At 60.1% G+C, this 22,088-nt stretch carries 23 protein-coding genes and 1 riboswitch; of the genes, 13 read left to right on the plus strand and 10 right to left on the minus strand.

The window, feature by feature from the left end; translation table 11 throughout:
* Positions 1-171 precede the first annotated feature (171 nt).
* Entirely contained in the window at positions 172-1,074 is a 903-nt protein-coding gene (locus tag VNV36_RS13905; RefSeq protein ID WP_325718277.1) for a TIGR01777 family oxidoreductase, read from the plus strand.
* Positions 1,075-1,087: 13 nt separating this feature from the next.
* Positions 1,088-2,113, plus strand: coding sequence for a ferrochelatase (hemH, locus tag VNV36_RS13910; RefSeq protein ID WP_325718278.1), 1,026 nt, complete (start codon positions 1,088-1,090; stop codon positions 2,111-2,113).
* 194 nt (positions 2,114-2,307) lie between these two features.
* Here hemH and VNV36_RS13915 read toward each other — a convergent pair whose 3' ends face one another.
* Positions 2,308-3,582 carry a uracil-xanthine permease family protein gene (locus VNV36_RS13915; protein ID WP_325718279.1) on the minus strand — a complete coding sequence of 425 codons (1,275 nt, stop codon included), beginning with the start codon at positions 3,580-3,582 and terminating at the stop codon, positions 2,308-2,310.
* A gap of 2 nt (positions 3,583-3,584) precedes the next feature.
* Positions 3,585-4,223 carry a uracil phosphoribosyltransferase gene (gene upp / locus VNV36_RS13920; RefSeq protein ID WP_325718280.1) on the minus strand — a complete coding sequence of 213 codons (639 nt, stop codon included), beginning with the start codon at positions 4,221-4,223 and terminating at the stop codon, positions 3,585-3,587.
* A gap of 164 nt (positions 4,224-4,387) precedes the next feature.
* On the opposite strand from upp, the gene VNV36_RS13925 reads away from it, so the two are divergent.
* The 3 genes from VNV36_RS13925 to VNV36_RS13935 all read left to right on the plus strand — a co-directional run bounded on the left by VNV36_RS13925 (position 4,388) and on the right by VNV36_RS13935 (position 5,911).
* Entirely contained in the window at positions 4,388-4,945 is a 558-nt protein-coding gene (locus VNV36_RS13925; protein WP_016773231.1) for a hypoxanthine-guanine phosphoribosyltransferase, read from the plus strand.
* A 135-nt stretch (positions 4,946-5,080) separates the two neighbouring features.
* Positions 5,081-5,560 carry a hypothetical protein gene (locus tag VNV36_RS13930; RefSeq protein ID WP_325718281.1) on the plus strand — a complete coding sequence of 160 codons (480 nt, stop codon included), beginning with the start codon at positions 5,081-5,083 and terminating at the stop codon, positions 5,558-5,560.
* A gap of 63 nt (positions 5,561-5,623) precedes the next feature.
* Positions 5,624-5,911: a PA4642 family protein gene (locus VNV36_RS13935; protein WP_325718282.1), complete on the plus strand. Its 288-nt coding sequence runs from the start codon at positions 5,624-5,626 to the stop codon at positions 5,909-5,911.
* Between the two features lie 149 nt (positions 5,912-6,060).
* On the opposite strand, the gene mqo is transcribed toward VNV36_RS13935, so the two are convergent.
* Both mqo and VNV36_RS13945 read right to left on the minus strand, forming a co-directional pair.
* A complete protein-coding gene (gene mqo, locus VNV36_RS13940; RefSeq protein ID WP_325718283.1) occupies positions 6,061-7,569 on the minus strand; it encodes a malate dehydrogenase (quinone) in 1,509 nt (502 codons plus the stop codon).
* Between the two features lie 703 nt (positions 7,570-8,272).
* Positions 8,273-8,506: a hypothetical protein gene (locus tag VNV36_RS13945; RefSeq protein WP_325718284.1), complete on the minus strand. Its 234-nt coding sequence runs from the start codon at positions 8,504-8,506 to the stop codon at positions 8,273-8,275.
* Positions 8,507-8,711: 205 nt separating this feature from the next.
* Here VNV36_RS13945 and VNV36_RS13950 point away from each other — a divergent pair, with 205 nt between their 5' ends.
* Positions 8,712-9,296, plus strand: a complete 585-nt coding sequence (locus tag VNV36_RS13950) for a YajG family lipoprotein (RefSeq protein ID WP_042609724.1) — start codon at positions 8,712-8,714, stop codon at positions 9,294-9,296.
* A gap of 188 nt (positions 9,297-9,484) precedes the next feature.
* Here the strand turns inward: VNV36_RS13950 and VNV36_RS13955 are convergent, their stop codons facing one another.
* Positions 9,485-9,691 (minus strand): hypothetical protein, encoded by a 207-nt coding sequence (locus tag VNV36_RS13955; protein WP_016770662.1) that lies wholly within the window; start codon positions 9,689-9,691, stop codon positions 9,485-9,487.
* A 193-nt stretch (positions 9,692-9,884) separates the two neighbouring features.
* Here VNV36_RS13955 and VNV36_RS13960 point away from each other — a divergent pair, with 193 nt between their 5' ends.
* A complete protein-coding gene (locus VNV36_RS13960) occupies positions 9,885-10,163 on the plus strand; it encodes a hypothetical protein (RefSeq protein ID WP_325718285.1) in 279 nt (92 codons plus the stop codon).
* 99 nt (positions 10,164-10,262) lie between these two features.
* Here VNV36_RS13960 and VNV36_RS13965 read toward each other — a convergent pair whose 3' ends face one another.
* The gene (locus VNV36_RS13965; protein WP_325718286.1) at positions 10,263-11,426 is read right to left on the minus strand and encodes a 1-acyl-sn-glycerol-3-phosphate acyltransferase; all 1,164 of its coding nucleotides are present in this window, start codon (positions 11,424-11,426) and stop codon (positions 10,263-10,265) included.
* Positions 11,427-11,567: 141 nt separating this feature from the next.
* Here VNV36_RS13965 and VNV36_RS13970 point away from each other — a divergent pair, with 141 nt between their 5' ends.
* Genes VNV36_RS13970 through VNV36_RS13980 form a run of 3 tightly spaced genes read left to right on the plus strand, consistent with a single transcriptional unit; the run spans position 11,568 to position 12,679 of the window.
* Positions 11,568-11,750 carry a CPXCG motif-containing cysteine-rich protein gene (locus VNV36_RS13970; RefSeq protein ID WP_325718287.1) on the plus strand — a complete coding sequence of 61 codons (183 nt, stop codon included), beginning with the start codon at positions 11,568-11,570 and terminating at the stop codon, positions 11,748-11,750.
* 9 nt (positions 11,751-11,759) lie between these two features.
* Positions 11,760-12,020, plus strand: a complete 261-nt coding sequence (locus VNV36_RS13975; protein WP_042609728.1) for a putative signal transducing protein — start codon at positions 11,760-11,762, stop codon at positions 12,018-12,020.
* A 35-nt stretch (positions 12,021-12,055) separates the two neighbouring features.
* Positions 12,056-12,679, plus strand: a complete 624-nt coding sequence (locus VNV36_RS13980; RefSeq protein ID WP_325718288.1) for an SOS response-associated peptidase — start codon at positions 12,056-12,058, stop codon at positions 12,677-12,679.
* Positions 12,680-12,778: 99 nt separating this feature from the next.
* Here VNV36_RS13980 and VNV36_RS25920 read toward each other — a convergent pair whose 3' ends face one another.
* The gene (locus VNV36_RS25920; RefSeq protein WP_325718289.1) at positions 12,779-14,920 is read right to left on the minus strand and encodes a methyl-accepting chemotaxis protein; all 2,142 of its coding nucleotides are present in this window, start codon (positions 14,918-14,920) and stop codon (positions 12,779-12,781) included.
* Positions 14,921-15,170: 250 nt separating this feature from the next.
* Here VNV36_RS25920 and VNV36_RS13990 point away from each other — a divergent pair, with 250 nt between their 5' ends.
* Positions 15,171-15,989, plus strand: coding sequence for a M48 family metallopeptidase (locus VNV36_RS13990; protein ID WP_325718290.1), 819 nt, complete (start codon positions 15,171-15,173; stop codon positions 15,987-15,989).
* Positions 15,990-16,099: 110 nt separating this feature from the next.
* Here VNV36_RS13990 and VNV36_RS13995 read toward each other — a convergent pair whose 3' ends face one another.
* From VNV36_RS13995 to VNV36_RS14005, 3 genes are all read right to left on the minus strand, one after another.
* The gene (locus VNV36_RS13995; RefSeq protein WP_325718291.1) at positions 16,100-16,684 is read right to left on the minus strand and encodes a TMEM165/GDT1 family protein; all 585 of its coding nucleotides are present in this window, start codon (positions 16,682-16,684) and stop codon (positions 16,100-16,102) included.
* 88 nt (positions 16,685-16,772) lie between these two features.
* A riboswitch (yybP-ykoY riboswitch) is annotated at positions 16,773-16,897 on the minus strand.
* Between the two features lie 39 nt (positions 16,898-16,936).
* Positions 16,937-17,935 (minus strand): methyltransferase, encoded by a 999-nt coding sequence (locus VNV36_RS14000; protein WP_325718292.1) that lies wholly within the window; start codon positions 17,933-17,935, stop codon positions 16,937-16,939.
* A 32-nt stretch (positions 17,936-17,967) separates the two neighbouring features.
* Complete coding sequence (locus VNV36_RS14005) at positions 17,968-18,933, minus strand: 2-hydroxyacid dehydrogenase (RefSeq protein ID WP_325718293.1); 966 nt, start codon at positions 18,931-18,933, stop codon at positions 17,968-17,970.
* A gap of 272 nt (positions 18,934-19,205) precedes the next feature.
* Between VNV36_RS14005 and VNV36_RS14010 the strand changes: the two genes are divergently transcribed.
* Entirely contained in the window at positions 19,206-19,835 is a 630-nt protein-coding gene (locus VNV36_RS14010) for a LysE family translocator (protein WP_325718294.1), read from the plus strand.
* Between the two features lie 256 nt (positions 19,836-20,091).
* Positions 20,092-21,774, plus strand: coding sequence for a fatty acid--CoA ligase (locus VNV36_RS14015; protein WP_325718295.1), 1,683 nt, complete (start codon positions 20,092-20,094; stop codon positions 21,772-21,774).
* Positions 21,775-22,088 lie beyond the last annotated feature (314 nt).

Genomic DNA, 22,088 nt, shown 5'->3' on the forward strand with positions numbered 1-22,088 from the left:
GACTACGCCGTGGATGAAACCTGTACAATTATGTTTTTTGGTATAACTTCTAGCGTTCTCGTTCTGACAGCTTGGCCTATTGTTAAACCATAGAGCCTGCCCGAGAGAAAAGATCCCTGCCTATAAAAATAGACTAGCGATCCGGGTTAAACGCCACGCGAGGAAGATGTCATGCACATATTGCTGACCGGCGGTACTGGTTTGATCGGACGTCAGCTCTGCCGGCACTGGCTGGAGCAGGGGCATCGCCTGACGGTATGGAGTCGCCGCACGGAAAAAGTCGCGCAGATCTGTGGTGCCCAGGTACGCGCAATTGCGCGTCTGGAAGAGCTCGACGAAGAGCCGCTGGACGCGATCGTCAATCTCGCCGGGGCGCCGATTGCCGATCGCCCCTGGACGCATCGACGCAAAGCGTTGCTGTGGAGCAGCCGCATCACGCTGACAGAAACGCTGTTAGCGTGGCTGGAAACTCGTGCGCAGAAACCGTCGCTACTGATTTCCGGCTCGGCGATCGGCTGGTACGGCGACGGTGGCGAACGTGAGTTGACAGAGGAGTCGCCGCCCGGCATCGACGACTTTGCCAGTCATTTGTGCATCGCCTGGGAAGAAACCGCGCTACGCGCCGAGAACCTCGGCATCCGCGTGGTGCTGGTGCGAACCGGTCTGGTGCTGTCGGCCGAGGGCGGCTTTTTGTCGCGGCTGTTGCTGCCGTTCAAGCTCGGGCTGGGTGGGCCTTTGGGCAATGGCCGGCAGTGGATGCCGTGGATTCACATCGACGATCAAATCGCCCTGATTGATTTTCTTCTGCACCGCAATCAGGCGAGCGGTCCTTATAATGCCTGCGCGCCGAAACCTGTGCGCAACCGCGAATTTGCCAAAACCCTGGGCAGCGTGCTGCACCGCCCGGCGTTCATGCCGATGCCGACCCTGGCGCTCAAGGTCATGCTCGGCGAGCTGTCCCTGTTATTGCTCGGCGGCCAGCGCGCCACGCCGACACGCTTGCTGGAAGCGGGTTTCACCTTCCGCTTTACGGATTTACGCGCGGCTCTGGATGATCTCTCCAGCCGCCTCTGAAATAGGACGTTGCATGACCGATCACGCTTTGCTTCTGGTCAATCTGGGTTCGCCGGCTTCCACTTCGGTAGCCGATGTGCGCCGCTACCTCAATCAATTTCTGATGGACCCGTACGTGATCGACCTGCCATGGCCGCTGCGGCGGTTGTTGGTGTCGCTGATCCTGATCAAGCGTCCTGAACAATCAGCACATGCCTACGCGTCGATCTGGTGGGAGGAGGGCTCGCCGCTGGTGGTGCTCAGCCGCCGCCTGCAGGAGCAGATGACCCGAACGTGGAAACACGGCCCGGTGGATCTGGCGATGCGTTATGGCGAGCCGTCGATCGAAACCTGTCTGCTGCGGCTGGTGCAGGCCGGGCACAAAAAGATCACCTTGGCGCCGCTGTATCCGCAGTTTGCCGACAGCACCACGACCACGGTGATTGAAGAAGCCCGGCGCGTGCTGCGCGAGAAGAAACTCGATGTGCAGTTGTCGATCCTGCAACCGTTCTACGATCAGCCGGAATACATCGAAGCATTGGTCGCCAGCGCTCGACCGCATTTGCAGCAGGACTACGATCATCTGTTGCTGAGCTTTCACGGCTTGCCGGAGCGGCATCTGACCAAACTTGATCCGACCGGCAAGCACTGCCTCAAGGGCGCCGATTGCTGCCAGACCGCCTCGCCGGCGGTATTGGCGACCTGTTATCGCGCGCAGTGCTTTCGCACCGCCGCCGCCTTCGCCAAAAGCATGGGCCTGGCGGACGGCAAATGGTCGGTGTCGTTTCAGTCGCGTCTGGGCCGGGCGAAATGGATCGAGCCGTACACCGAAGCGCGGCTGGATGAACTGGCCAAAAGCGGAGTGAAAAAGATTCTGGTGATGTGCCCGGCGTTCGTCGCTGACTGCATCGAGACACTGGAAGAGATCGGCGATCGCGGCAGGGAACAGTTCCGCGAAGCAGGGGGCGAGGAGCTGGTACTGGTGCCGTGCCTGAACGACGACCCGCAATGGGCCAAGGCGTTGGCGACGCTCTGCGAGCGCGCGCCGCTGGCCCTCTGAAACAGCCAGATATCAAAGAGCACAAACAAATTGTGGCGAGGGAGCTTGCTCCCGCTGGGCCGCGAAGCGATCCCAAAACCTGCTGATGCGGTTTCACAGGAAAATCGCATTTGCCGGATTTACGACTGCTGCGCAGCCGAGCGGGACGGTGCGACGATTCGACAAGCTCCCTCGCCACAGGTGTGAGCCGATCTTTAGATCAGCGGCTCATCCGCCTTTTTGTTCTTCCAGCCATCATTGCCCGGCAGGAGCAGGTTCAGCGCAATCGCCACCACCGCGCACAGTGCGATGCCTTTGAGACCGAAGTCATCCGGGCCGGTGCCGGTGCCGACCAGCACGCCGCCAATGCCGAACACCAGCGTCACCGAGACGATCACCAGATTGCGTGCTTCGCCCAGGTCGATCTTGTGGCGGATCAGGGTGTTCATGCCCACCGCGGCAATCGAGCCGAACAACAGGCACAGAATCCCGCCCATCACCGGTACCGGAATGCTCTGCAGCAGCGCGCCGAACTTGCCGATGAACGCCAGGGTGATAGCGAAGATGGCCGCCCAGGTCATGATTTTCGGGTTGTAGTTTTTGGTCAGCATCACTGCACCAGTCACTTCGGCGTAAGTGGTGTTGGGCGGGCCACCGAACAGGCCGGCGGCGGTCGTCGCGATGCCGTCGCCGAACAGGGTGCGATGCAAACCGGGCTTCTTCAGGTAGTCGCGACCCGTCACGCTGCCGACCGCAATCACACCGCCGATGTGCTCGATGGCCGGAGCCAGCGCCACCGGCACAATGAACAGAATCGCCTGCCAGTTGAACTCCGGCGCGGTGAAGTGCGGCAGGGCGAGCCATGGCGCCGCAGCAATTTTCGCCGTGTCGACCACGCCGAAATAGAACGACATGGCGAAGCCGACCAGCACGCCGGAAATGATCGGCACCAGACGGAAAATGCCCTTGCCGAACACCGCCACGATCAGCGTGGTCAGCAGCGCCGGCATGGAAATCATCATCGCGGTCTGGTAGTGAATGAGTTCAGTGCCGTCGCCAGCCTTGCCCATTGCCATGTTCGCGGCAATCGGCGCCATGGCCAGGCCGATGGAAATGATCACCGGACCGATCACCACCGGTGGTAGCAGCCGGTCAATGAACCCGGTGCCTTTGATCTTCACGGCAAGGCCCAGAAAGGTGTAGACGAAACCGGCCGCCATCACTCCACCCATGGTCGCGGCGAGGCCGAACTGGCCCTTGGCGAGAATGATCGGGGTGATGAAAGCGAAGCTCGACGCCAGGAACACCGGCACCTGCCGCCCGGTGACGATCTGGAACAGAATCGTCCCCAGACCCGCGGTAAACAGTGCCACGTTCGGGTCCAGGCCCGTGATCAGTGGCATCAGCACCAGCGCGCCGAACGCCACGAACAGCATCTGCGCGCCGGACAGTACCGTGCGCCAGAGCGGATCGTTGAACTCTTGCTGCATGGTTACGCGTCCTTCTGCTTGGTGCCGAAGATCTTGTCACCGGCGTCGCCAAGCCCAGGAATGATGTAACCGTGCTCGTTCAGGCGTTCATCGATGGACGCGGTGTAGATGGTCACGTCCGGGTGCGCCTGTTCTACGGCAGCGATGCCTTCCGGCGCGGCGACCAGCACCATGGCGCGGATGTCGCGGCAACCGGCCTTTTTCAGCAGTTCGATGGTCGCCACCATCGAACTGCCGGTGGCGAGCATCGGGTCGATGATCATGGCCAGGCGTTCGTCGATTTCCGGAACCAGTTTCTCCAGATAGGTGTGCGCTTGCAGGGTTTCTTCGTTGCGGGCAACGCCCACCGCGGACACCTTGGCCCCCGGGATCAGGCTCAGGACGCCTTCAAGCATGCCGATACCGGCACGCAGGATCGGCACGACGGTGATTTTCTTGCCGGCGATCTTCTCCACCGACACGGTGCCGCACCAGCCGGCAATGTCGTAGGATTCGAGCGGCAAATCTTTGGTGGCTTCATAGGTCAACAGGGCGCCGACTTCCTGAGCGAGCTCGCGGAAATTCTTGGTGCTGATGTCAGCGCGGCGCATCAGGCCGAGTTTATGACGGATCAGCGGATGGCGGATCTCGAGGATGGGCATGGGAAAGGCTCCGGCGGCGGGCAAAAAAACCGGCCTAGATTAATCTATCCGAGGGTGATGTCCTATAGGACATTCTGTACGTTAGTCCATAAGAGCTTGATTCGACCGGGCGGGATGCGTACCTTTGCCCGCTTTTCCAATTCCGCCAACCCCTGGAGAGCGCCATGTCCGCTGATCTCGAGCATATCCGTCAAATCATGCGAGAGGCTGACTGCCTGTACACCGAGTCTGAAGTCGAGGCGGCCATCGCTCGCGTCGGTGCACAAATCAACGAACAACTGGCTGACAGCAATCCGGTGGTGTTCTGCGTGATGAACGGCGGCCTGATCTTCTCCGGCAAACTGCTGACTCACCTGCAATTCCCGCTGGAAGCGTCTTACCTGCACGCCACCCGTTATCGCAACGAAACCAGCGGCGGCGACCTGTTCTGGAAGGCCAAGCCGGAAGTCTCGTTCATCGACCGCGACGTGCTGATCATCGACGACATCCTCGACGAAGGTCACACCCTGGGCGCGATCATCGACTTCTGCAAACACGCCGGCGCGCGCAAAGTGCACACCGCCGTGCTGATCGACAAGGATCACGACCGCAAGGCCCGCCCTGACCTGAAAGCCGATTTCGTTGGCCTGCCGTGCATCGACCGCTACATCTTCGGTTACGGCATGGACTACAAAGGCTACTGGCGCAACGCCAACGGGATTTACGCCGTTAAAGGCATGTAAGCAAGATCAAAAGATCGCAGCCTTCGGCAGCTCCTACATGGGATTGATGTACACCCTGTAGGAGCTGCGGAACGCTGCGGTCTTTTGCTTTTAATCCCATGCTAGAGTGCTCGGCCCCGCCCTCCGGAGCCTGTCATGCGCCTTTTGATCCGCCGCCTCGCCGCCCTGTTGCTGAGCTTCAGCCTGCCGCTATCCGCCGCGCCGATGCACAGCCAATTCCTGCCGCCCGACGATCTGACCCTGCGCGACGCCGAGCCCGAGCAGCAGCAACTGATGCAGGTCAGCGAGTATTCGGTGGTGGTCGGTGCGCAACGCCAATCCAATCAGCAGCCGATTCCAGTCACCTCGTCCTTGCTGATCCGCCTCAAGGGCAAGTCGCTGAACAAAGGTGCGACCATCGCGCAGGTACTGGTCAGTTTCGATGGCGAAAGCAAGAGCCTGAAGAAGCCGGTCTACGATGACAAAAGCAAAACCCTGACGCTGTTTTACCCGCTGGCGCAATACCGGGTGGTGATGGATCTGCTGCGCAATGACACGGTGTATGTGCAGTTCCTCAGTTACGCCAACGGCCACATCTGGGCGGATTTGCATACCGGGGTGATTCGTCCGCGTTGAGCCGGGCGACCGGGCAGGGGTAAACTGCCCGCCCCGTGTCATGTCTGCGAGCTGGAGTCGGCAATGCGTAAAGATAAGAAACAAGTGATTGGTGACGAGATCGGCGATGAGCAGATCAAGCTGTTCCTCGATTTTGAACCGGTCGACGCCACTTCGCCGTCGCTGCACAAACTGATCAAGGCTTATCGCGGCTTGCGCATTGATGATTTCGAGCGCTTTCTGGGCTTCTTCGTCGCTGCTGGTTATGACCTTGATGGCAAGGACGAGCAGGGCCAGACCTTCGTTGACCAGATCAAGGATCAGCGTAATGCCGCCGAGTACATCGAGTTGATCGAGAAGGCGCGCGGTTAAGGTCAAAAGACAAGATCAAAAGATCGCAGCCTTCGGCAGCTCCTACACGGGATTGATGTATACCCTTTAGGAGCTGCCGAAGGCTGCGATCTTTTGATTCTGGCAGGCAAAAAAAACGCCCCGAATGGGGCGTTTTTTATGCAAGGAGATCAAGCAAAGCTTGGCGTCTCGCTGCTTTCTTCAACCAGTTCCAGAGCAATGTTGTTCTGCGCGTTGATCTTGCGATACAGCGCCGCATCGGTTTCCAGAACCTTTTCACGGGCCGGGAAGATTTCCGCCAGTTTGGCTGCCCACTCGCCGGACGCCTTGGCCGGGAAGCACTTCTCGATCAGTTCCAGCATGATCGACACCGTCACCGACGCACCTGGCGAAGCGCCGAGCAGAGCGGCGAGGGAGCCGTCCTTCGCTGCAACCAGTTCGGTACCGAACTGCAGAACGCCACCCTTCTTCGGATCTTTCTTGATGATCTGCACCCGTTGGCCGGCCACTTCCAGGCGCCAGTCTTCGGCTTTCGCCTGCGGGTAGAAACGGCGCAGGGACTCCAGACGCTGTTCCATCGATTGCATCACTTCACTGACCAGGTACTTGGTCAGGTCCATGTTGTTTTTCGCCACCGCCAGCATCGGCCCGATGTTGCTGGCGCGCACCGACATTGGCAGATCCATGAAAGAGCCGTGCTTGAGGAACTTGGTGGTGAAACCGGCGTATGGCCCGAACAGCAGGGATTTCTTGCCGTCGACGACGCGGGTGTCGAGGTGCGGCACCGACATCGGTGGCGAACCCACGGCCGCCTGGCTGTAGACCTTGGCCTGGTGCTGCTTGACCACTTCCGGGTTATCGCATCGCAGCCACTGGCCACTGATCGGGAAGCCGCCGAAGCCTTTGCTTTCTTCAATCCCCGAAGCCTGCAGCAATGGCAGCGCCGCGCCACCGGCACCGAGGAAGACGAATTTGGCGTCGACTTCGCGAGTGTTGCCGTTGTTGACGTCCTTGATGCTGACGGTCCAGCCGGCGCCGTTACGCTTGAGGCCGGTGACGCGCTTGCAGTATTTGACCTGAGTGTCCGGAGCGCTGCTCAAGTGCTTGAGCAACTGGTTGGTCAGGGCGCCGAAGTTGACGTCGGTGCCGTTCATCACGCGGGTCGCGGCGAGGACTTCGTCGGGCGAGCGGCCCGGCATCATCAGCGGCATCCACTCGGCCATCTTGCCTTTGTCTTCGGTGTATTCCATGTCGGCGAACGCGTGGTGCCTGCTCAACACGTTGAAGCGTTCCTTGAGGAACGACACACCACTCTCGCCCTGAACGAAACTCAGGTGCGGCACCGGGCTGATGAAGGATTTGCACGAGCCGAACGTGCCTTTTTTGGTCAGGTACGACCAGAACTGCTTCGACACCTCGAACTGGGTGTTGATGTGCACGGCTTTCTTGATGTCGACGCTGCCGTCGGCGGCCTGCGGCGTGTAGTTCAGCTCACACAGCCCGGCGTGACCGGTACCGGCGTTGTTCCATGGATTGGAACTCTCCGCAGCACCGGAATCCATCAGCTCGACGACTTCCAGCTTGATCGCGGGGTCGAGCTCTTTGAGCAGCACGGCCAGGGTGGCACTCATGATGCCGGCCCCTACCAGAACTACGTCGACTGCTTCGTTATGCGCCATTTAACGCGTCTCCCAAATCTGCAGCACCAAATTGTCGGCATGGCTGCCAGGCGTTCCAGGGCAGGTCAGTGGGCCCGGGCTATCCGTGGTCAGGTTGGCCATGTCCGGATCTTCGCAATTTTTCGCAACTTCGACGGATGCATGCGGCCTGGTTTCAAGCGTTCAATGAACGCATTTTCGCGCAGGGCTGGCAATTCGACTTATGGTCGAGACATCCGTTTTCGTGCAACCAAATCCGTAGCGGACAGGCTTCAGGCTCCGGTATTCGAGGTATACCCGGTCCCGTGTCGTTGGGCTGTATCAGACGCTAATGGTGCATGTTCAGACGCAAAACTATTCATTTGCTCGCCACACTCTTGTGAAGTTGTGAAAACCCGTTTTTTTCACGCTCTTTTGAAGACGTGAACCTCAAAAAGGGCTGCCTTGGCCTGGCACCTGCCCGCGGGGGCAAAACAACGCGGTGGCCGAGCGGATGACAGCTCTGCAGATTCGCGAAAAGCGGAGTTTTGCCGGAAGAACAGGCAAGCGCGCCAACTTCACTCGATCTGTGTGGGCGGCTCTCTGTGGGCGATTTTGATGTCGATGCATGCGCATTGACGCTGTTGCGGGGCCCGATCAGGAGACGTCCTTATAATCGGGGGGAGATTGTAGCGAAGAAATGCGCGCAGTTGCTCGTGTTTAATGACTTTTATTAGGCATCCGGTCAGATGCTCAACAGCGCCTGTGCCCGTGGATGCGCCTGCGGCGCAATGACGCGGGCGCTGGCAGGCAATGGCTGGTGCAACCAGGTCAGGCGGATTTCGTCGATTTCCACCCAACCGTCACCCATCGGCTGCAGGCTGCACTGCTTGAAAGCCTGGCAGTGGCCGTTGCGGTCGAGCAAAGCAAAACTGCGATGCAGCGGGCGCGGGGCGAACAGCGAGATCAGATAACGCATGGCAGAGTTCCTTGAAGGAGGACTGCTTTGAAGCTTGCCTGCGAGCCGTGACGTCGCGGTGTATGGACGGTGAAGAATGTGTGACAGGAACCGCTTTGGGCGGGGTTTGTCAGACATTTGAGTATTCACTGTGCGGCGCTGGTTACGCGCAGTGGCCCACCGCTATACTGCCGGCCTGTTTGTGCCTGATTCTGGAGAGAAGAGCATGTTGCAACGCCTGTTGTTCGGTTTGATCACTGTCGCCGGTTTGACCCTGGCCGGCTGCGCCCACAGCCCGCAACAACTGAATCCGGAGCCGAAGCTGACCACGCAACTGCCAGCGGTCGGTCGTGGGCAGCCTGTAGTGGTGCGTGTCGTCGATGGCCGTCCGTCGCCAACCCTCGGTACCCGCGGCGGTCTGTACCCGGAAACCAGCGCCATCACCGTGCAGCGCGAGCAGATTCTGCCCAAGCTGCAGGCCCAGGCCGAAGCCGCCGTGCGTCTGCTCGGCTTCACCCCGACCACCAGCGCACCCAACGCGCCGCAGTTGACCGTGACTTTGGCCGAGCTGAAATACCAGTCGCCGAAAGAAGGCATGTACGTGACTGAAGCGACCATCGGCGCGACCTTCCGCTCTGACGTGCAGAACGCCAACCGCCGTTACAGCGGCCGTTATGGCGCTTCGCTGGACCAGCGCTTTGGCATGGCGCCGAACCAGGAAACCAACACCAAACTGGTCAGCGATGTGTTGAGTGATGCGCTGACGCGTCTGTTCAAGGATCCGACGGTGGGGCAGGTACTCGCCGAGTAAGCCTTTCAGCGGATGTGAAAAAGCCCGGGGCCAGTGATGGCTCCGGGCTTTTTCATGTCTATCGAATTCATACACCTAAACCCGTCTCCGTAGGAGCTGCCGAAGGCTGCGATCTTTTGATCTTGTTTTTGAAAATCAAAGTCAAAAGATCGCAGCCTGCGGCAGCTCCTACAGGACGGCGGTGTTGTTCAGGCAGCCTGGGAGTAGAAGTCGAGAACGCTTACGCCCGTCAGCAAATCGGTCTCGGGCAAATCCGCATGCTGATGCCCACCCAGCGCGCAATACACCAGCCAGTGTCGATCCTGCACATTGAAGGCGAGACTGCCGACCAGACTTTGCTGATCGTCGTAAGGGGTGATGAGGTACAGGCGATCCTGGTTTTCCGCGTGCAGCATTTGGCAATCCATTCGGGTTTCGAGGCGCGCAGGGTGAAGCATCCACATGACGATGCCATGACACAGGACAGCCATCGGTCGATTGCCAGGTTATTTATCGCAAAGACCGGGGCAGGGTGGGGCGGTTTCGGTAGAATCCGCGCCGCAGTCGTCGGTCTGGCGTCTGCCACACCGGTTTAGTTCGAGGTCTGTGATGTCGCTGCACTTGATGACGCTGTTTACCGCCCATCCCGCCAAATTGATCAACCTGTTGGCCTTGTTTCTGGCCTTCCCGGGCAGTTGGCTGTTGCACGCAACCCGCCGTCGTGAGCAGCGTGCGCAGGCCAGTCTGGCAGCCCAGCGCCAAGCGCAGCCGGATGTCGAGCCGATGCTCGACTGGGCAACGTTGCGCATGAACCGGTTTTTCTATCGTTTTGGTTTTGCCTGCCTCGGCCTGGCCCTGCTGGTGTCCTGGATCAGCACCCGCTTCTAAAAGCAGAAGATCGCAGCCTTCGGCAGCTCCTACAGGATGTACATCATTCCCATGCAGGAGCTGCCGAAGGCTGCGATCTTTTGATCTTGCTCTGAAAAATTACAACGGCAACCCAGCCTTGACTCGATACTGATTGCGCACCGGCGTCGCGTATTGCAGCACCAGGTACGGACGATGCTCGGCAGGGCAGGCATCCAGTCGGCTCTGCCACTCGTCCTGCGCCTTGGCCAGTTCGTCGGCCGGGAACACTTCGGCCGCAGTTGGCACGTTCAGTTGCGGATCGGCATCGGCCCACTGCGCGTACGCCAGGTAATGTACCGGGAACAGCCGATAGCCGCCGAGGATCTGCTTGTCCATTTCGATCGCCAATTGCTTGGTGTCTTCGAACAACTCGGTGATCGGCGCGGCAAAGTTCACGTGCACGCGGCCCTTGTAGCCGGTGATGCCCTTGGCGATGCTCACGTCATCCTCGCCCGGCGCTTTGGTGTAGGTGCCGGTGGTGGCGCGGATATACAACTCGCGGGCCTTGGCCTGATCGCACGGATCGTATTCGTAGCTGATCGACACCGGGCTGACGTTCAGCGAGCGGATCACCTCACCAAACGGCTCGTCCTTGCGGCTCATGTGGAACATCTTCAGGATCGCCGACTCGGTACGGTCGTCGCCATCCTTCGCCCGGCCTTCGGCCTGAGCGATCCAGATCGACGCGCAGTCGTTGCGGATCGAGTGGTTGATGTACGCTGACAACAGCTGATACGCGGCCATTTTCTCGCGTCGGCCGGTGATCGAACGGTGGACGATGAAGCTCTTGTTCAGGCGCATCAGGTCGCTGACAAACGGCTTCTGCAGCAGGTTGTCGCCGATGGCGATACGCGGCGTCGGCAGGCCGGCGTGGTACACCGCGTAGTTGACGAAGGCCGGATCCATGACGATATCGCGGTGGTTGGCGATGAACAGGTAGGCGCTGCCGGATTTGAATTGCTCGACACCGGTGTACGTCACGCCGTCGGTGGCGCGCTCGATGGTGTGGTCGACGTAAAACTCGACCTTGTCCTGTAAGGTAGCCACCGAGGTCACGTCGGCAAACTCGCGACGCAGCCGATGGGCCAGAAGAGGTTTGAGCATCCAGCCGAAGGCACCGGCAAAACGCGGGAAGCGGAAGTGGGTGAGGATATCTAGAAACGCCTTGTCGCCGAGCAGCCTTGCCAGTACCGCAGGTACTTCGCTGTCGTCGTAAGGTCGGATGGCATCGAATTCGCCCATCATGCTCTCTTGTTGGAAACGGCTAGGGTAAGTAAAGGGTTTGATCGAAAACCCGCGGGGCACGGTCTGAAAAGTAGTCAGACAAAAATAGCCCTGCAAATAGACCGGCGATTATACGCACAAGTCACCTGGGAGACCGCGATGCTGGAAAATGCACGGTATGAATGTCCGTATTGCGGTGAGGAAGTCGAGACCACGCTGGATTTGTCCGGCGGTGATCAAACCTATATCGAAGACTGCCAGGTGTGCTGTCGACCGATTACCTTTGTCCTGCAGGTGCATGGAGACGAATGGCATCTGGAAGTCTTCAGCGAAAACGAGTGAGGGCCGCGTATGCAGCGCATCTATGAACCGGCAAACCTGATGGAAGGCGAGATGCTCAAGGGCATGCTCGCCAATGAAGGTATCGAGGCGCACCTGATCGGACGCGACCTGGTGGGCGGCACCGGCGAATTGCCGATATTCGGCCTGCTCGGGCTGTCGGTCGATAACGATCAGGCCGAATACGCCCGCGAGCTGATCACCGCGTACAATGCCGCGCTGCCGCTGCCCGGCGACGAACCGGAAAGTTTCCCCGGGACGCTGGTCTGTTAGGCTGACGTTGGTTTTATTCAGAGTCGTGTTGCCCCATGTGTGGACGTTATGCCCTGTTTCGCTGGAACCGCGAGTTCGCGGCCCTGCCAGGTTTTCCCGCCGATCAGCAGGCGCAGTGGAACATTTCCCCCAATGATTCGGTGTTGATGCTGCGTGCCGACGAAGACGGCCAGCACACCCTGGCCCGCGCACGCTGGGGCCTGACGCCGCCGTGGCTGACCGATATGTCGCGCACTCCGGCGCATGCCCGCGCCGAAACCGTAGCGGAGCAGCCGATGTTTCGTGAGGCCTTGCGCGTGCGTCGCTGCCTGCTGCCGGCCAACGGGTTCTACGAATGGCGCGGCACCCAGCGCAAGCGGCCTTACTGGTTGACACCGGGGGAGGGCTCTTCGCTGTTTTTCGCGGCGATCTGGGAAGCGTATCCGGTGCAGGAGCAAGTCTGGTTGAGTACGGCGGTGATCACGCAACCGGCGGCCAGTCAGCGCAGACCGTTGATTCTTGATGAGGCGGGGCAGGCGGCCTGGCTTGATCCCGAAACGCCGCTGCATGTGTTGCAGGGTTTGCTCGCCAGCGAGCCGACGGCGCTGCGCGAGCGGGTGTTGGCAAATCTGGTGAATGATCCGAAATTGAATGGGCCGGAATGCCTGACCCCGGCTTGATGTGAAAAGCGAAAAGATCGCAGTCTTCGGCAGCTCCTACAGGAAAACGCACATCCCGATGTAGGAGCCGCCGAAGGCTGCGATCTTTTGATCTTGTCCCTAGACCTTGAACTGATTGATCAACCGCCGCTGCTGTTCCGCCAGTTTGGTCAGGCTCGCACTCGCAGAACTGGACTCATCCGCACCGCCCGCCACTTCATTGGCCACCTGACCGATATTGATCACATTGCGGTTGATGTCATCGGCCACCGCGCTCTGCTCCTCGGCCGCACTGGCAATCTGCGTGTTCATGTCGTTGATCACCGACACGGCCTGGGTAATCGTCTCCAGCGCCTCGGCCGCTTTCGCCGCGTGTTGCACGCTTTCATCGGTGCGGTTCTGGCTGTCTTCCATGACCCGCACTACATCGCGAGTGCCTTGTTGCAACTGCTGGATCATCGCCTGAATTTCTTCAGTGGCCTTCTGGGTTTTCTGCGCCAGATTGCGCACTTCGTCGGCGACCACGGCAAAACCGCGACCCTGCTCACCGGCGCGGGCGGCTTCGATCGCCGCGTTCAGGGCCAGCAGATTGGTCTGCTCGGCGATGCCGCGAATGGCCGTGAGAATCGCATTGATATTTTCGCTGTCCTTGGCCAGCGTCTGCACCACGTCGACCGCTTTGCCGATTTCCACGGCCAGCACGCCAATCGAATTCGAGGTATCGCGCACGATCTGCATGCCCTGGCTGGCGGCCTGATCGGCGTGGCTTGCCGCTTGTGCCGCTTGCGTGGCGTTGCGCGCCACATCCTGGGCAGTGGCGGTCATTTCCTGCACCGCTGTCGCCACTTGATCGATCTCGGCCATTTGTTTCTGCACACCGATGTTGGTGCGGATGGCGATGTCGGCGGTGTGTTCCGAAGAATCGCTGACGCTCTGCACCGATGTCACCACTTGCGTGATCATCGCCTGCAACTTGGCGAGGAAGGTATTGAAACCCTTGGCAATCGAGCCCAGTTCGTCGCTGCGATCACTGCTCAAACGACGGGTCAGATCGCCTTCGCCCTTGGCGATGTCATCGAGCATGGCGACCATTTGCTTGAGTGGCCGGGCAATGCCGTGACCCACCAGCCAGATCACCAGCAGGCCGATGCCAGCGATGATCAGACCGACCATGGCCATGCCGAAGGTGTCGGATTTGCGCTGGGCATCGAGGTCGGCCTGCAGGTTTTGCAGATCGGCCATCACCGCGTTGAGCGGCAGTTGCAGCATCAGCGTCCAGCGCGCATCGGTCTGGCCGATGCCGAATGGCAGGTACAACTCGATGCGGCCCTTGGCCTGGTTGACGGTATAGGTCACTTCATCGCGCTTGAGATTGGTCAGTTTGCTGGCCTGTTCGGCGTCGAGGATGTCGCTGACTTTTTCACCGAATTTGCTCGAGTCCTTGGTGTAGGCAACGATTCGCCCGTTGCCGCCGACCAGGGCCATTTCACCGGCGCCGCTATAAAGCTTCTGGTTGGCAGCGAGGAGCATGTCCTGAATGAAGTTGACCGACAGGTCGGCGCCGACGATGCCCTGGAACGCGCCGTTGACCATGATCGGTTCAATAAAGGAGGCGAGCATGACGATCTTGTCACCGACCTTGTAAGGCGCCGGGTCGATCACGCAGGGTTTTTTCGTTTCTTTCGAGCACAGGTAGTACTCGCTGGCGCGGACACCGGTGGACAGGGTTTTCTGATCGTCGACGTCGGCCAGTTTGTCCACGCCCAGGCTGCCATCGGTATTGCGGAACCACCACGGCAGGAAGCGACCGTTGGCAGGATCGATGCCGACTACAGAGCTGCCGACGTAGGCCGCGTCATTGTGATCCAGTGCGTTTTTTTCCCAGCCGATGTAGGTGCCGAGAATTTTCGGATTCTTTTCGACGTTTTCCTTGATCAGGCTGATCAACTGTTCGCGGCTGACGTTCAGGCGCGGCTGGCCATCGGCGTCCAGCGTACCGAGCAGGGCGTTGACCCGCACCAGACCGCCGGCAATCAGCAACGGCGCCTCGAGCTCGCGCTGGATCTGGCTGACTTGCGTTTGCGCCAGCGAGGTCAGGCGCTGTTCGATGACTTGCTCGAACTGCGCCTGGGTGCGCTGTTGCACCATTTCTTGAGTGCGGGCGCCGGAGAACAGCGCGTACAGCACCAGTGCCGCGACCACGCTGAGAACAATGGCGCCGGCCAGGGCGGCGACGGAAAACTGGATCGACTTGAACTTCATGGGAGCTCCGCACGCAAGAGGACAATCTGCGAGGGATTTATCGGCGGCCCCGGCAGCGCCATGAGCGGCGTTGGTCGGAATGGCCGCTGGATGTCGCAAATGGCTTGCTGCACGGCGGAATCAATGTGCCCGAGGAATTTCCGTCAAGACTTGCGGCCTTAGCTGAATGTACGCGCAACACGTCCGTTGTATCTGGCGCCGATACAATTAGCCGCCTAGGATACGCCTCAGGTTTTCAGGGAGCTTTTGAATGAACAAGACATTGGTTACAAGTGCACTGAGCGCAGCGCTGTTGCTGGCCGGTTGTCAGTCGGTCAACACCACCAGCGGCGGGGCCGTGGGTGTGGAGCGCAAGCAGTACATGTTCAGCATGCTGTCCTCGCAAGAGGTCGACCAGATGTACGCGCAGTCGTATCAGAAGACCGTCGGCGAGGCGTCGAGCAAGGGCGTGCTGGACAAGACCAGTCCGCAAGCCAAGCGCGTGCAGGCGATTGCCAACCGTTTGATCGCCCAGGCGCCAACCTTCCGCCCGGATGCGGCGCAGTGGCAATGGGAAGTCAATCTGATCAAGAGCGATGAGCTCAACGCCAACTGCGGCCCCGGCGGCAAGATCATTTTCTACACCGGGCTGATCGACAGCCTGAAACTCACCGACGATGAAATCGCTGCGGTCATGGGCCATGAAATCGCCCACGCCCTGCGCGAGCACGGTCGTGAGGCGATGTCCAAGGCTTATGGCATGGAGATGGCCAAGCAGGGCGCCGGCGCCTTGTTCGGCCTGGGTCAGGACAGCCTGGCGCTGGCCGACACCGTGGCCAACTACGGCATGACCTTGCCCAACAGCCGCGCCAACGAAAACGAAGCTGACCTGATCGGCCTGGAACTGGCTGCCCGTGCCGGCTACAACCCGAATGCGGCGCTCACGCTCTGGGACAAGATGAGCAAGGCTTCCGAAGGCGCGCCACCGGAATTCATGAGCACTCACCCGGCATCGAGCAGCCGGATCGCCGCGTTGCAGGCGGCGATTCCGAAGGTAATGCCGTTGTACGAAAAAGCGCCGAAATCCTGAATAAAGCAGCTGCAAGCTTCAAGTGACAAGCTGCAAGTCAAAGCAGATTCGCTTGGCTTGCAGCTTGAAGCTTGCAGCTAGAAGCTAGAAGCTAGAAGCTTGCAGCGGCTTCAAACCCATCCACTGCTCTGCATCGCTTTATAAACCGCAACAATCGCCAGAATCATGAACGCCGAAGCCGCCAGTCGGCGGATCAGGGTCAGTGGCAGTTTGTCCGCGGCAAAGTTACCCGCCAGTACCACCGGCACGTTGGCAATCAACATGCCCACGGTGGTGCCGATAATCACCAGCCACAACTCCGGATATTGCGCGGCCAGCATCACTGTGGCGATCTGGGTCTTGTCACCTATTTCGGCGAGGAAGAACGCAATCAGCGTGGTCAGGAATGGCCCGAACTTGCGCGCTGTGCTGGCTTCATCGTCATCCATTTTGTCCGGGACCAGGGTCCACAGCGCTGTGGCGGCGAAGCTCGCGGCGAGGATCCAGTGCAGGACCGAGTCGGAGAAGAAACTGCCGAACCAGGCGCCCACCGCACCGGCTGCTGCGTGGTTGGCCAGGGTCGCAGCGACAATACCGGCAATGATCGGCCAGGGTTTGCGAAAGCGAGCGGCAAGAATCAGCGCGAGCAGTTGCGTCTTGTCGCCGATTTCGGCCAAGGCAACGATAGCGGTGGGAACGAGTAACGAGTCCAGCATCAGGGATTTCCTAAGGGGCGGGTCGACACGGCTATGACACGTACAGCCTTCCCGCCCCGGGTAAGGTGTGCGTGTCATAGGTCTTGTCAAACCCTGCGATCCGTCTGCTGCGGACGCTGGGGTCGCATACGCCATGATCTGAGGATCAAGTATGTTGACGTATGCCGGACGAGCATGGCGCTCGTGGGAGACTACTCCCCTAGGACGGAGCGGATTCTGCCTTCGCAAAACCGATAGAGCAAGAACAAATTTTCAGCCGCGCTTGGCTCGGTAGATGCGGAAACCATTGCCCTCGGCCTTGATTGCACAGACTCCCAAGTGCTCCTCGATCAGCGGTTGATACTTGAGGAAGCTGTTGGCCACGAGACGAAGTTCGCCGCCGTTTTTCAGATGTTTCGCCGCTTTTCGCAGCAGGTTCTCTGTGGCGAAATAATCGGTGTGCACGCCGACATGGAACGGCGGATTGCTCAGAATCGCGCTCAAACCCATCGGCGCGGCGTCGATGCCATCACCGGTCAGCACTTCCGCTTCAAGGCCGTTGGCGGCCAGGGTGAGGCGGCTGCTGGCGGCGGCGAAGGCATCGACGTCCAGCAAGGTCACCTGATTGTGCGGATAGCGACGTTTGACCGCAGCTCCCAGCACGCCGGCGCCGCAACCGAAATCGAGCAGATGGCCGCTCGGCAGCTTGTCCAGATGCTCCAGCAGCAGAGCACTGCCGCGGTCCAGTCGACCGTGGCTGAACACGCCCGGCAGGCTGATGACTTTCAACGGGCCTTCAGCCAGTGGCAGTTCATAAGTCTGTGCGAGGCTTTCCAGCGATTGGGTTTCAGGCGCGGTGGCCACAGTGACCTGCCAGAGCTGACAGTGGCGGGCGCTGTCGAGTTTGCGCGGCTTGCCGAACGGGTTGAGCTGCTTGGACGCGCCTTCGATGCCACTGCGTTTTTCTCCGACCAGAAACACCTCGCGCCCGGCCAGACGCGAAGCCACCGCGTTGAGAATGTAATCGGTCAGGTCCTTGGACTTGGGCAGGAACACCACGGCGCTGTCGAAGCCGCGCTCCGGCACATTCACGCCGAACTGGCTGCGGCCCTCGAAGCGCGCGTCCAGTGCCGCTTGGTCGCCAGCGTGCCAGCACCAGCCGAACGCATTGGGCAGGCGCCCGAGCAAATCATCGGCGGGCAACCCGGCCAATAGCAGCGAACCCTGGAATAACTCGGCCTGACGAAGCAGTACTTCACTGCGCGGATCCATAACTGCTCCTTGAAAAAAAGTGCCGCAGTTTATCAACTGACGACCCGCAGCGCCTCACCGCCGAAGAACGCCCGGGCGTTTTCGCTCAGTTGGCCGACGATACGCTGGCGCGCTTCGCGGCTGCCCCAGGCGTTGTGCGGGGTGACGATCAGGCGTGGAATATCGGCGGCGAGCAACGGATTGCCCCGGGTCGGTGGCTCGACACTCAGCACGTCGGTCGCCGCGCCGCCGAGGTGACCGCTGCGCAGCGCATCGGCCAGCGCCTGTTCATCGATCAGGCCGCCACGGGCGGTGTTGACCACGAAGGCACCGGGCTTCATCGCGGCCAATTCACGGGCGCCGATGAAATGTAGGGTGTGCTCGTTAAGCGGGCAGTGCAGAGTCAGGGCGTCGATCTGCGGCAGCAGTTGCTCAAGTGGCAAACGATCCGGCCGAGCCGGGCGCCCGGGAATCTGCCCGAGCAACACGCGCATGCCGAACGCTTCGGCCAACCGCGCCACGGCACCACCGAGTTCGCCATGACCGAGCAGGCCGAGAATTTTTCCTTGCAGTTCGACGATCGGGTAGTCGAGCAGGCAGAACTGCTGCGCCTGCTGCCAGCGGCCTTCGCCCACGGCTTTCTGGTAATCAGCCAGGCGCGTGGCAAGGTTGAGTAGCAGCATGATCGTGTGTTGCGCCACCGACGGCGTGCCGTAGGCCTGGCAGTTGCACACGGTAATGCCATGGGCGCGGGCGGCAGCGAGGTCGACGTTGTTGGTGCCGGTGGCGCTGATCAGGATCAGTTTCAACTGCGGGTTGGCGGCCATGGCGGCGGCGTCGATCACGACTTTGTTGGTGATCGCCACACTGGCGCCTTGCAAGTGTTCCCTGACCTGTTCCGGCAAGGTCTGGGCGAACAGCTGCAGCTCGCTGAAGCAATCGCGCAACGGAGCGAGGTCGAGGTCACCGAGATCCAGCGAGGGGTGATCGAGGAATACGGCTCGGCGCGGGTTCGTCATCAACTGTACCTTTTGTGCTTGGGACGGAAGGCGTAATCTGCCGAGCCTACCAGATGAAACAACTGGTTACTCGACACCATAGGCCGGTGTAATACCTGTGGCGAGGGAGCTTGCTCCCGCTGGGCTGCGAAGCAGACCCAATTGAAGTTGTATCAGCGCTATCGGGTGTACCGGTTTTACGACTCTGCGCACCCGAGCGGGAGCAAGCTCCCTCGCCACAAATGGGTGGTGACTGCCGATTGGATGTTTACCCCTGAAAAATAGGAGCCCCCATGTACTGGACCGAATTCCTGACCGTTGCACTGATCCATCTGCTGGCCGTCGCCAGCCCCGGCCCGGACTTTGCCGTGGTGGTGCGCGAGAGCGTGACCCATGGGCGCCGCGCCGGTACCTGGACTGCGTTGGGCGTGGGCTCGGCGATTTTCCTGCATGTCGGTTATTCGCTGCTCGGCATCGGTCTGATCGTGTCGCAGTCGATCGTGCTGTTCAACGCACTGAAGTGGGCGGCAGCGGCCTATTTGCTATACATCGGTTTCAAGGCCCTGCGCGCGCAACCGGCAAAAACGGTCACCGATGATCTGCACAAAGAAGCCGGCGTACGCACCGCGCGTGGTGCCTTCACTTCAGGCTTCGTCACCAACGGCTTGAATCCGAAAGCCACACTGTTCTTTCTGTCGCTGTTCACCGTAGTGATCAACCCGCACACGCCATTGGCGGTGCAGGCGGGTTACGGGGTTTATCTGGCTGGCGCGACGGCTGTCTGGTTCTGTCTGGTGGCCATGCTGTTCAGCCAACAGCGAGTGCGCGCCGGTTTCGCCCGCATGGGCCACTGGTTCGACCGCACCATGGGCGCAGTGCTGATCGCTCTTGGCGTGAAGATCGCGTTTACCGAGATGCACTGACCGGGCCGCATTGTGCTCTTGTAGGAGCTGACGAGTGCAACGAGGCTGCGAGCTTTTGATCTTGTCTTTCCCAAGCAAAATCAAAAGATCGCAGCCTCGTTGCACTCGTCAGCTCCTACGGGGGCCTCGGATGCTGGCGCAAAGCTAGCATTTGTACGGTTCTGCAAATCATTCCTTTGGCTGATTTGACTGTCATGCAGGCGCACTAGAGTACGAATCTCTCCGCCAACACCGTGCAGTCAGAAAAGGGATTCTTATGTTGCAGACTCGGGTCATTCCACCGGCCGACGGGGCCTACCAGTATCCATTGCTGATCAAACGGCTGCTGATGTCCGGCGCCCGTTACGAGAAAACCCGCGAAATCATCTACCGCGACCAGCTGCGCTACAGCTATCCGACCCTGATCGAACGCGTTGCACGGTTGGCCAACGTTTTGAGCGCTGCCGGTGTGAAGGCTGGTGACACGGTGGCGGTGATGGACTGGGACAGCCACCGTTACCTGGAATGCATGTTCGCCATTCCGATGATCGGCGCGGTGATCCACACGATCAACGTACGGCTGTCGCCGGAGCAGATCCTCTACACCATGAACCACGCAGAGGATCGTTTCGTACTGGTCAACAGCGAGTTCGTCGGGCTGTATCAGGCCATCGCGCCGCAACTGACCACGGTCGAGAAAACCCTGCTGCTGACCGATCTCCCCGAGAAAACCGCAGAGCTGCCGAATCTGGTTGGCGAATACGAACAACTGCTGGCCGCTGCGAGTCCGCAGTACGACTTCGCGGACTTCGACGAAAACTCGGTCGCCACCACGTTCTACACCACCGGGACTACCGGCAACCCGAAAGGCGTGTATTTCACCCATCGGCAACTGGTGCTGCACACCATCGGCGTGGCGACGATCATGGGCTCTATCGACAGCGTACGCCTGCTCGGCACCAACGATGTGTACATGCCAATCACGCCGATGTTCCACGTTCACGCCTGGGGATTGCCGTACGTGGCGACCATGCTCGGGCTCAAACAGGTCTATCCGGGGCGTTATGACCCGGAATATCTGGTGGAGTTGTGGCGCAAGGAGAAGGTCACCTTTTCCCATTGCGTGCCGACCATTTTGCAGATGCTGCTCAACGCCAAAGCCGCGCAGGGTGCCGACTTCGGTGGCTGGAAAATCGTCATCGGCGGCAGCGCGCTCAACCGCAGTCTTTACGAAAACGCCAAGGCGCGCGGTATTCAGCTGACGGCCGCGTACGGCATGTCGGAAACCGGGCCGCTCGTCTCATGCGCGCATCTGAACGACGAACTGATGGCTGGCAGCGAAGACGAGCGCACAACTTACCGGATCAAGGCCGGCGTTCCCGGGCCACTGGTCGAAGCGGCGATTGTCGACAGCGAGGGCAACTTCCTCGCGGCCGACGGCGAAACCCAGGGTGAACTGGTGCTGCGCGCGCCGTGGCTGACCGAAGGCTATTTCAACGAGCCGCAAAAGGGCGCCGAGCTCTGGGCCGGCGGCTGGCTGCACACCGGTGACGTCGCCACACTCGACAGCATGGGCGTGATCGATATTCGTGACCGCATCAAGGACGTGATCAAGACCGGCGGCGAGTGGATCTCCTCGCTGGACCTCGAAGACCTGATCAGCCGGCATGCGGCGGTACGCGAAGTAGCAGTGGTGGGCATCGCCGATCCGCAGTGGGGCGAGCGCCCGTTTGCCTTGCTGGTGGTGCGCGAAGGGCAGACGATCGGCGCACGGGAACTGAAGGAACACCTCAAGCCGTTCGTCGAGCTGGGGCACCTGAGCAAGTGGGCGATCCCCAGTCAGATTGCCCTTGTTACCGAAATTCCCAAGACCAGCGTCGGCAAGCTCGACAAGAAGCGCATCCGCCTCGACATCACTGAATGGCAGGCCAACAACAGCACCTTCCTTTCGACACTTTGAGTGTCTGCTGGCGCGCCGAAAGCGGCGCGCCAGACCCCCCAAGCAAGCGCTTGGCTTGTGAAATCGAAAAAATCAGCCATCCTTGCCGTGCCGACTTGTGTCGGACTGGCGAAAGGACTGTTCCAGAGTGGTTGGCGGCTGCAAATCACACTTTAGAGGGATCTAGCACCACCACCCGCTGGCTATAGTCCGCTCAAGGACTTTTTGGAAACGCAGCACCCGCACTGATCGGGGCTGGCAACTCTGGAGCGATTTCGGGCAGCCCTGGCGCCCGGTCCTTCACAGCGTTTTCAGAAGTACTCACTGCCATAACA

Source organism: Pseudomonas sp. (assembly GCF_035554175.1).
Classification (GTDB): Bacteria; Pseudomonadota; Gammaproteobacteria; order Pseudomonadales; family Pseudomonadaceae; genus Aquipseudomonas.

Bases quoted from the DNA above. Each gene is read 5' to 3' on its own strand.
- VNV36_RS13955 (WP_016770662.1), bottom strand. From the start codon at position 9,691: ATGCTGCACGCGGAAAACCAGGATCGCCTGTACCTCATCACCCCTTAC.
- VNV36_RS13950 (WP_042609724.1), top strand. From the start codon at position 8,712: ATGTTGCAACGCCTGTTGTTCGGTTTGATCACTGTCGCCGGTTTGACC.
- VNV36_RS14010 (WP_325718294.1), top strand. From the start codon at position 19,206: ATGTACTGGACCGAATTCCTGACCGTTGCACTGATCCATCTGCTGGCC.
- VNV36_RS13975 (WP_042609728.1), top strand. From the start codon at position 11,760: ATGCAGCGCATCTATGAACCGGCAAACCTGATGGAAGGCGAGATGCTC.
- upp (WP_325718280.1), bottom strand. From the start codon at position 4,223: ATGCCCATCCTCGAGATCCGCCATCCGCTGATCCGTCATAAACTCGGC.
- VNV36_RS13915 (WP_325718279.1), bottom strand. From the start codon at position 3,582: ATGCAGCAAGAGTTCAACGATCCGCTCTGGCGCACGGTACTGTCCGGC.
- VNV36_RS13965 (WP_325718286.1), bottom strand. From the start codon at position 11,426: ATGGGCGAATTCGATGCCATCCGACCTTACGACGACAGCGAAGTACCT.
- VNV36_RS14005 (WP_325718293.1), bottom strand. From the start codon at position 18,933: ATGACGAACCCGCGCCGAGCCGTATTCCTCGATCACCCCTCGCTGGAT.
- VNV36_RS13980 (WP_325718288.1), top strand. From the start codon at position 12,056: ATGTGTGGACGTTATGCCCTGTTTCGCTGGAACCGCGAGTTCGCGGCC.
- VNV36_RS13970 (WP_325718287.1), top strand. From the start codon at position 11,568: ATGCTGGAAAATGCACGGTATGAATGTCCGTATTGCGGTGAGGAAGTC.
- VNV36_RS13935 (WP_325718282.1), top strand. From the start codon at position 5,624: ATGCGTAAAGATAAGAAACAAGTGATTGGTGACGAGATCGGCGATGAG.
- mqo (WP_325718283.1), bottom strand. From the start codon at position 7,569: ATGGCGCATAACGAAGCAGTCGACGTAGTTCTGGTAGGGGCCGGCATC.
- VNV36_RS14015 (WP_325718295.1), top strand. From the start codon at position 20,092: ATGTTGCAGACTCGGGTCATTCCACCGGCCGACGGGGCCTACCAGTAT.
- VNV36_RS13995 (WP_325718291.1), bottom strand. From the start codon at position 16,684: ATGCTGGACTCGTTACTCGTTCCCACCGCTATCGTTGCCTTGGCCGAA.
- hemH (WP_325718278.1), top strand. From the start codon at position 1,088: ATGACCGATCACGCTTTGCTTCTGGTCAATCTGGGTTCGCCGGCTTCC.
- VNV36_RS25920 (WP_325718289.1), bottom strand. From the start codon at position 14,920: ATGAAGTTCAAGTCGATCCAGTTTTCCGTCGCCGCCCTGGCCGGCGCC.
- VNV36_RS14000 (WP_325718292.1), bottom strand. From the start codon at position 17,935: ATGGATCCGCGCAGTGAAGTACTGCTTCGTCAGGCCGAGTTATTCCAG.
- VNV36_RS13990 (WP_325718290.1), top strand. From the start codon at position 15,171: ATGAACAAGACATTGGTTACAAGTGCACTGAGCGCAGCGCTGTTGCTG.
- VNV36_RS13925 (WP_016773231.1), top strand. From the start codon at position 4,388: ATGTCCGCTGATCTCGAGCATATCCGTCAAATCATGCGAGAGGCTGAC.
- VNV36_RS13930 (WP_325718281.1), top strand. From the start codon at position 5,081: ATGCGCCTTTTGATCCGCCGCCTCGCCGCCCTGTTGCTGAGCTTCAGC.
- VNV36_RS13960 (WP_325718285.1), top strand. From the start codon at position 9,885: ATGTCGCTGCACTTGATGACGCTGTTTACCGCCCATCCCGCCAAATTG.
- VNV36_RS13945 (WP_325718284.1), bottom strand. From the start codon at position 8,506: ATGCGTTATCTGATCTCGCTGTTCGCCCCGCGCCCGCTGCATCGCAGT.
- VNV36_RS13905 (WP_325718277.1), top strand. From the start codon at position 172: ATGCACATATTGCTGACCGGCGGTACTGGTTTGATCGGACGTCAGCTC.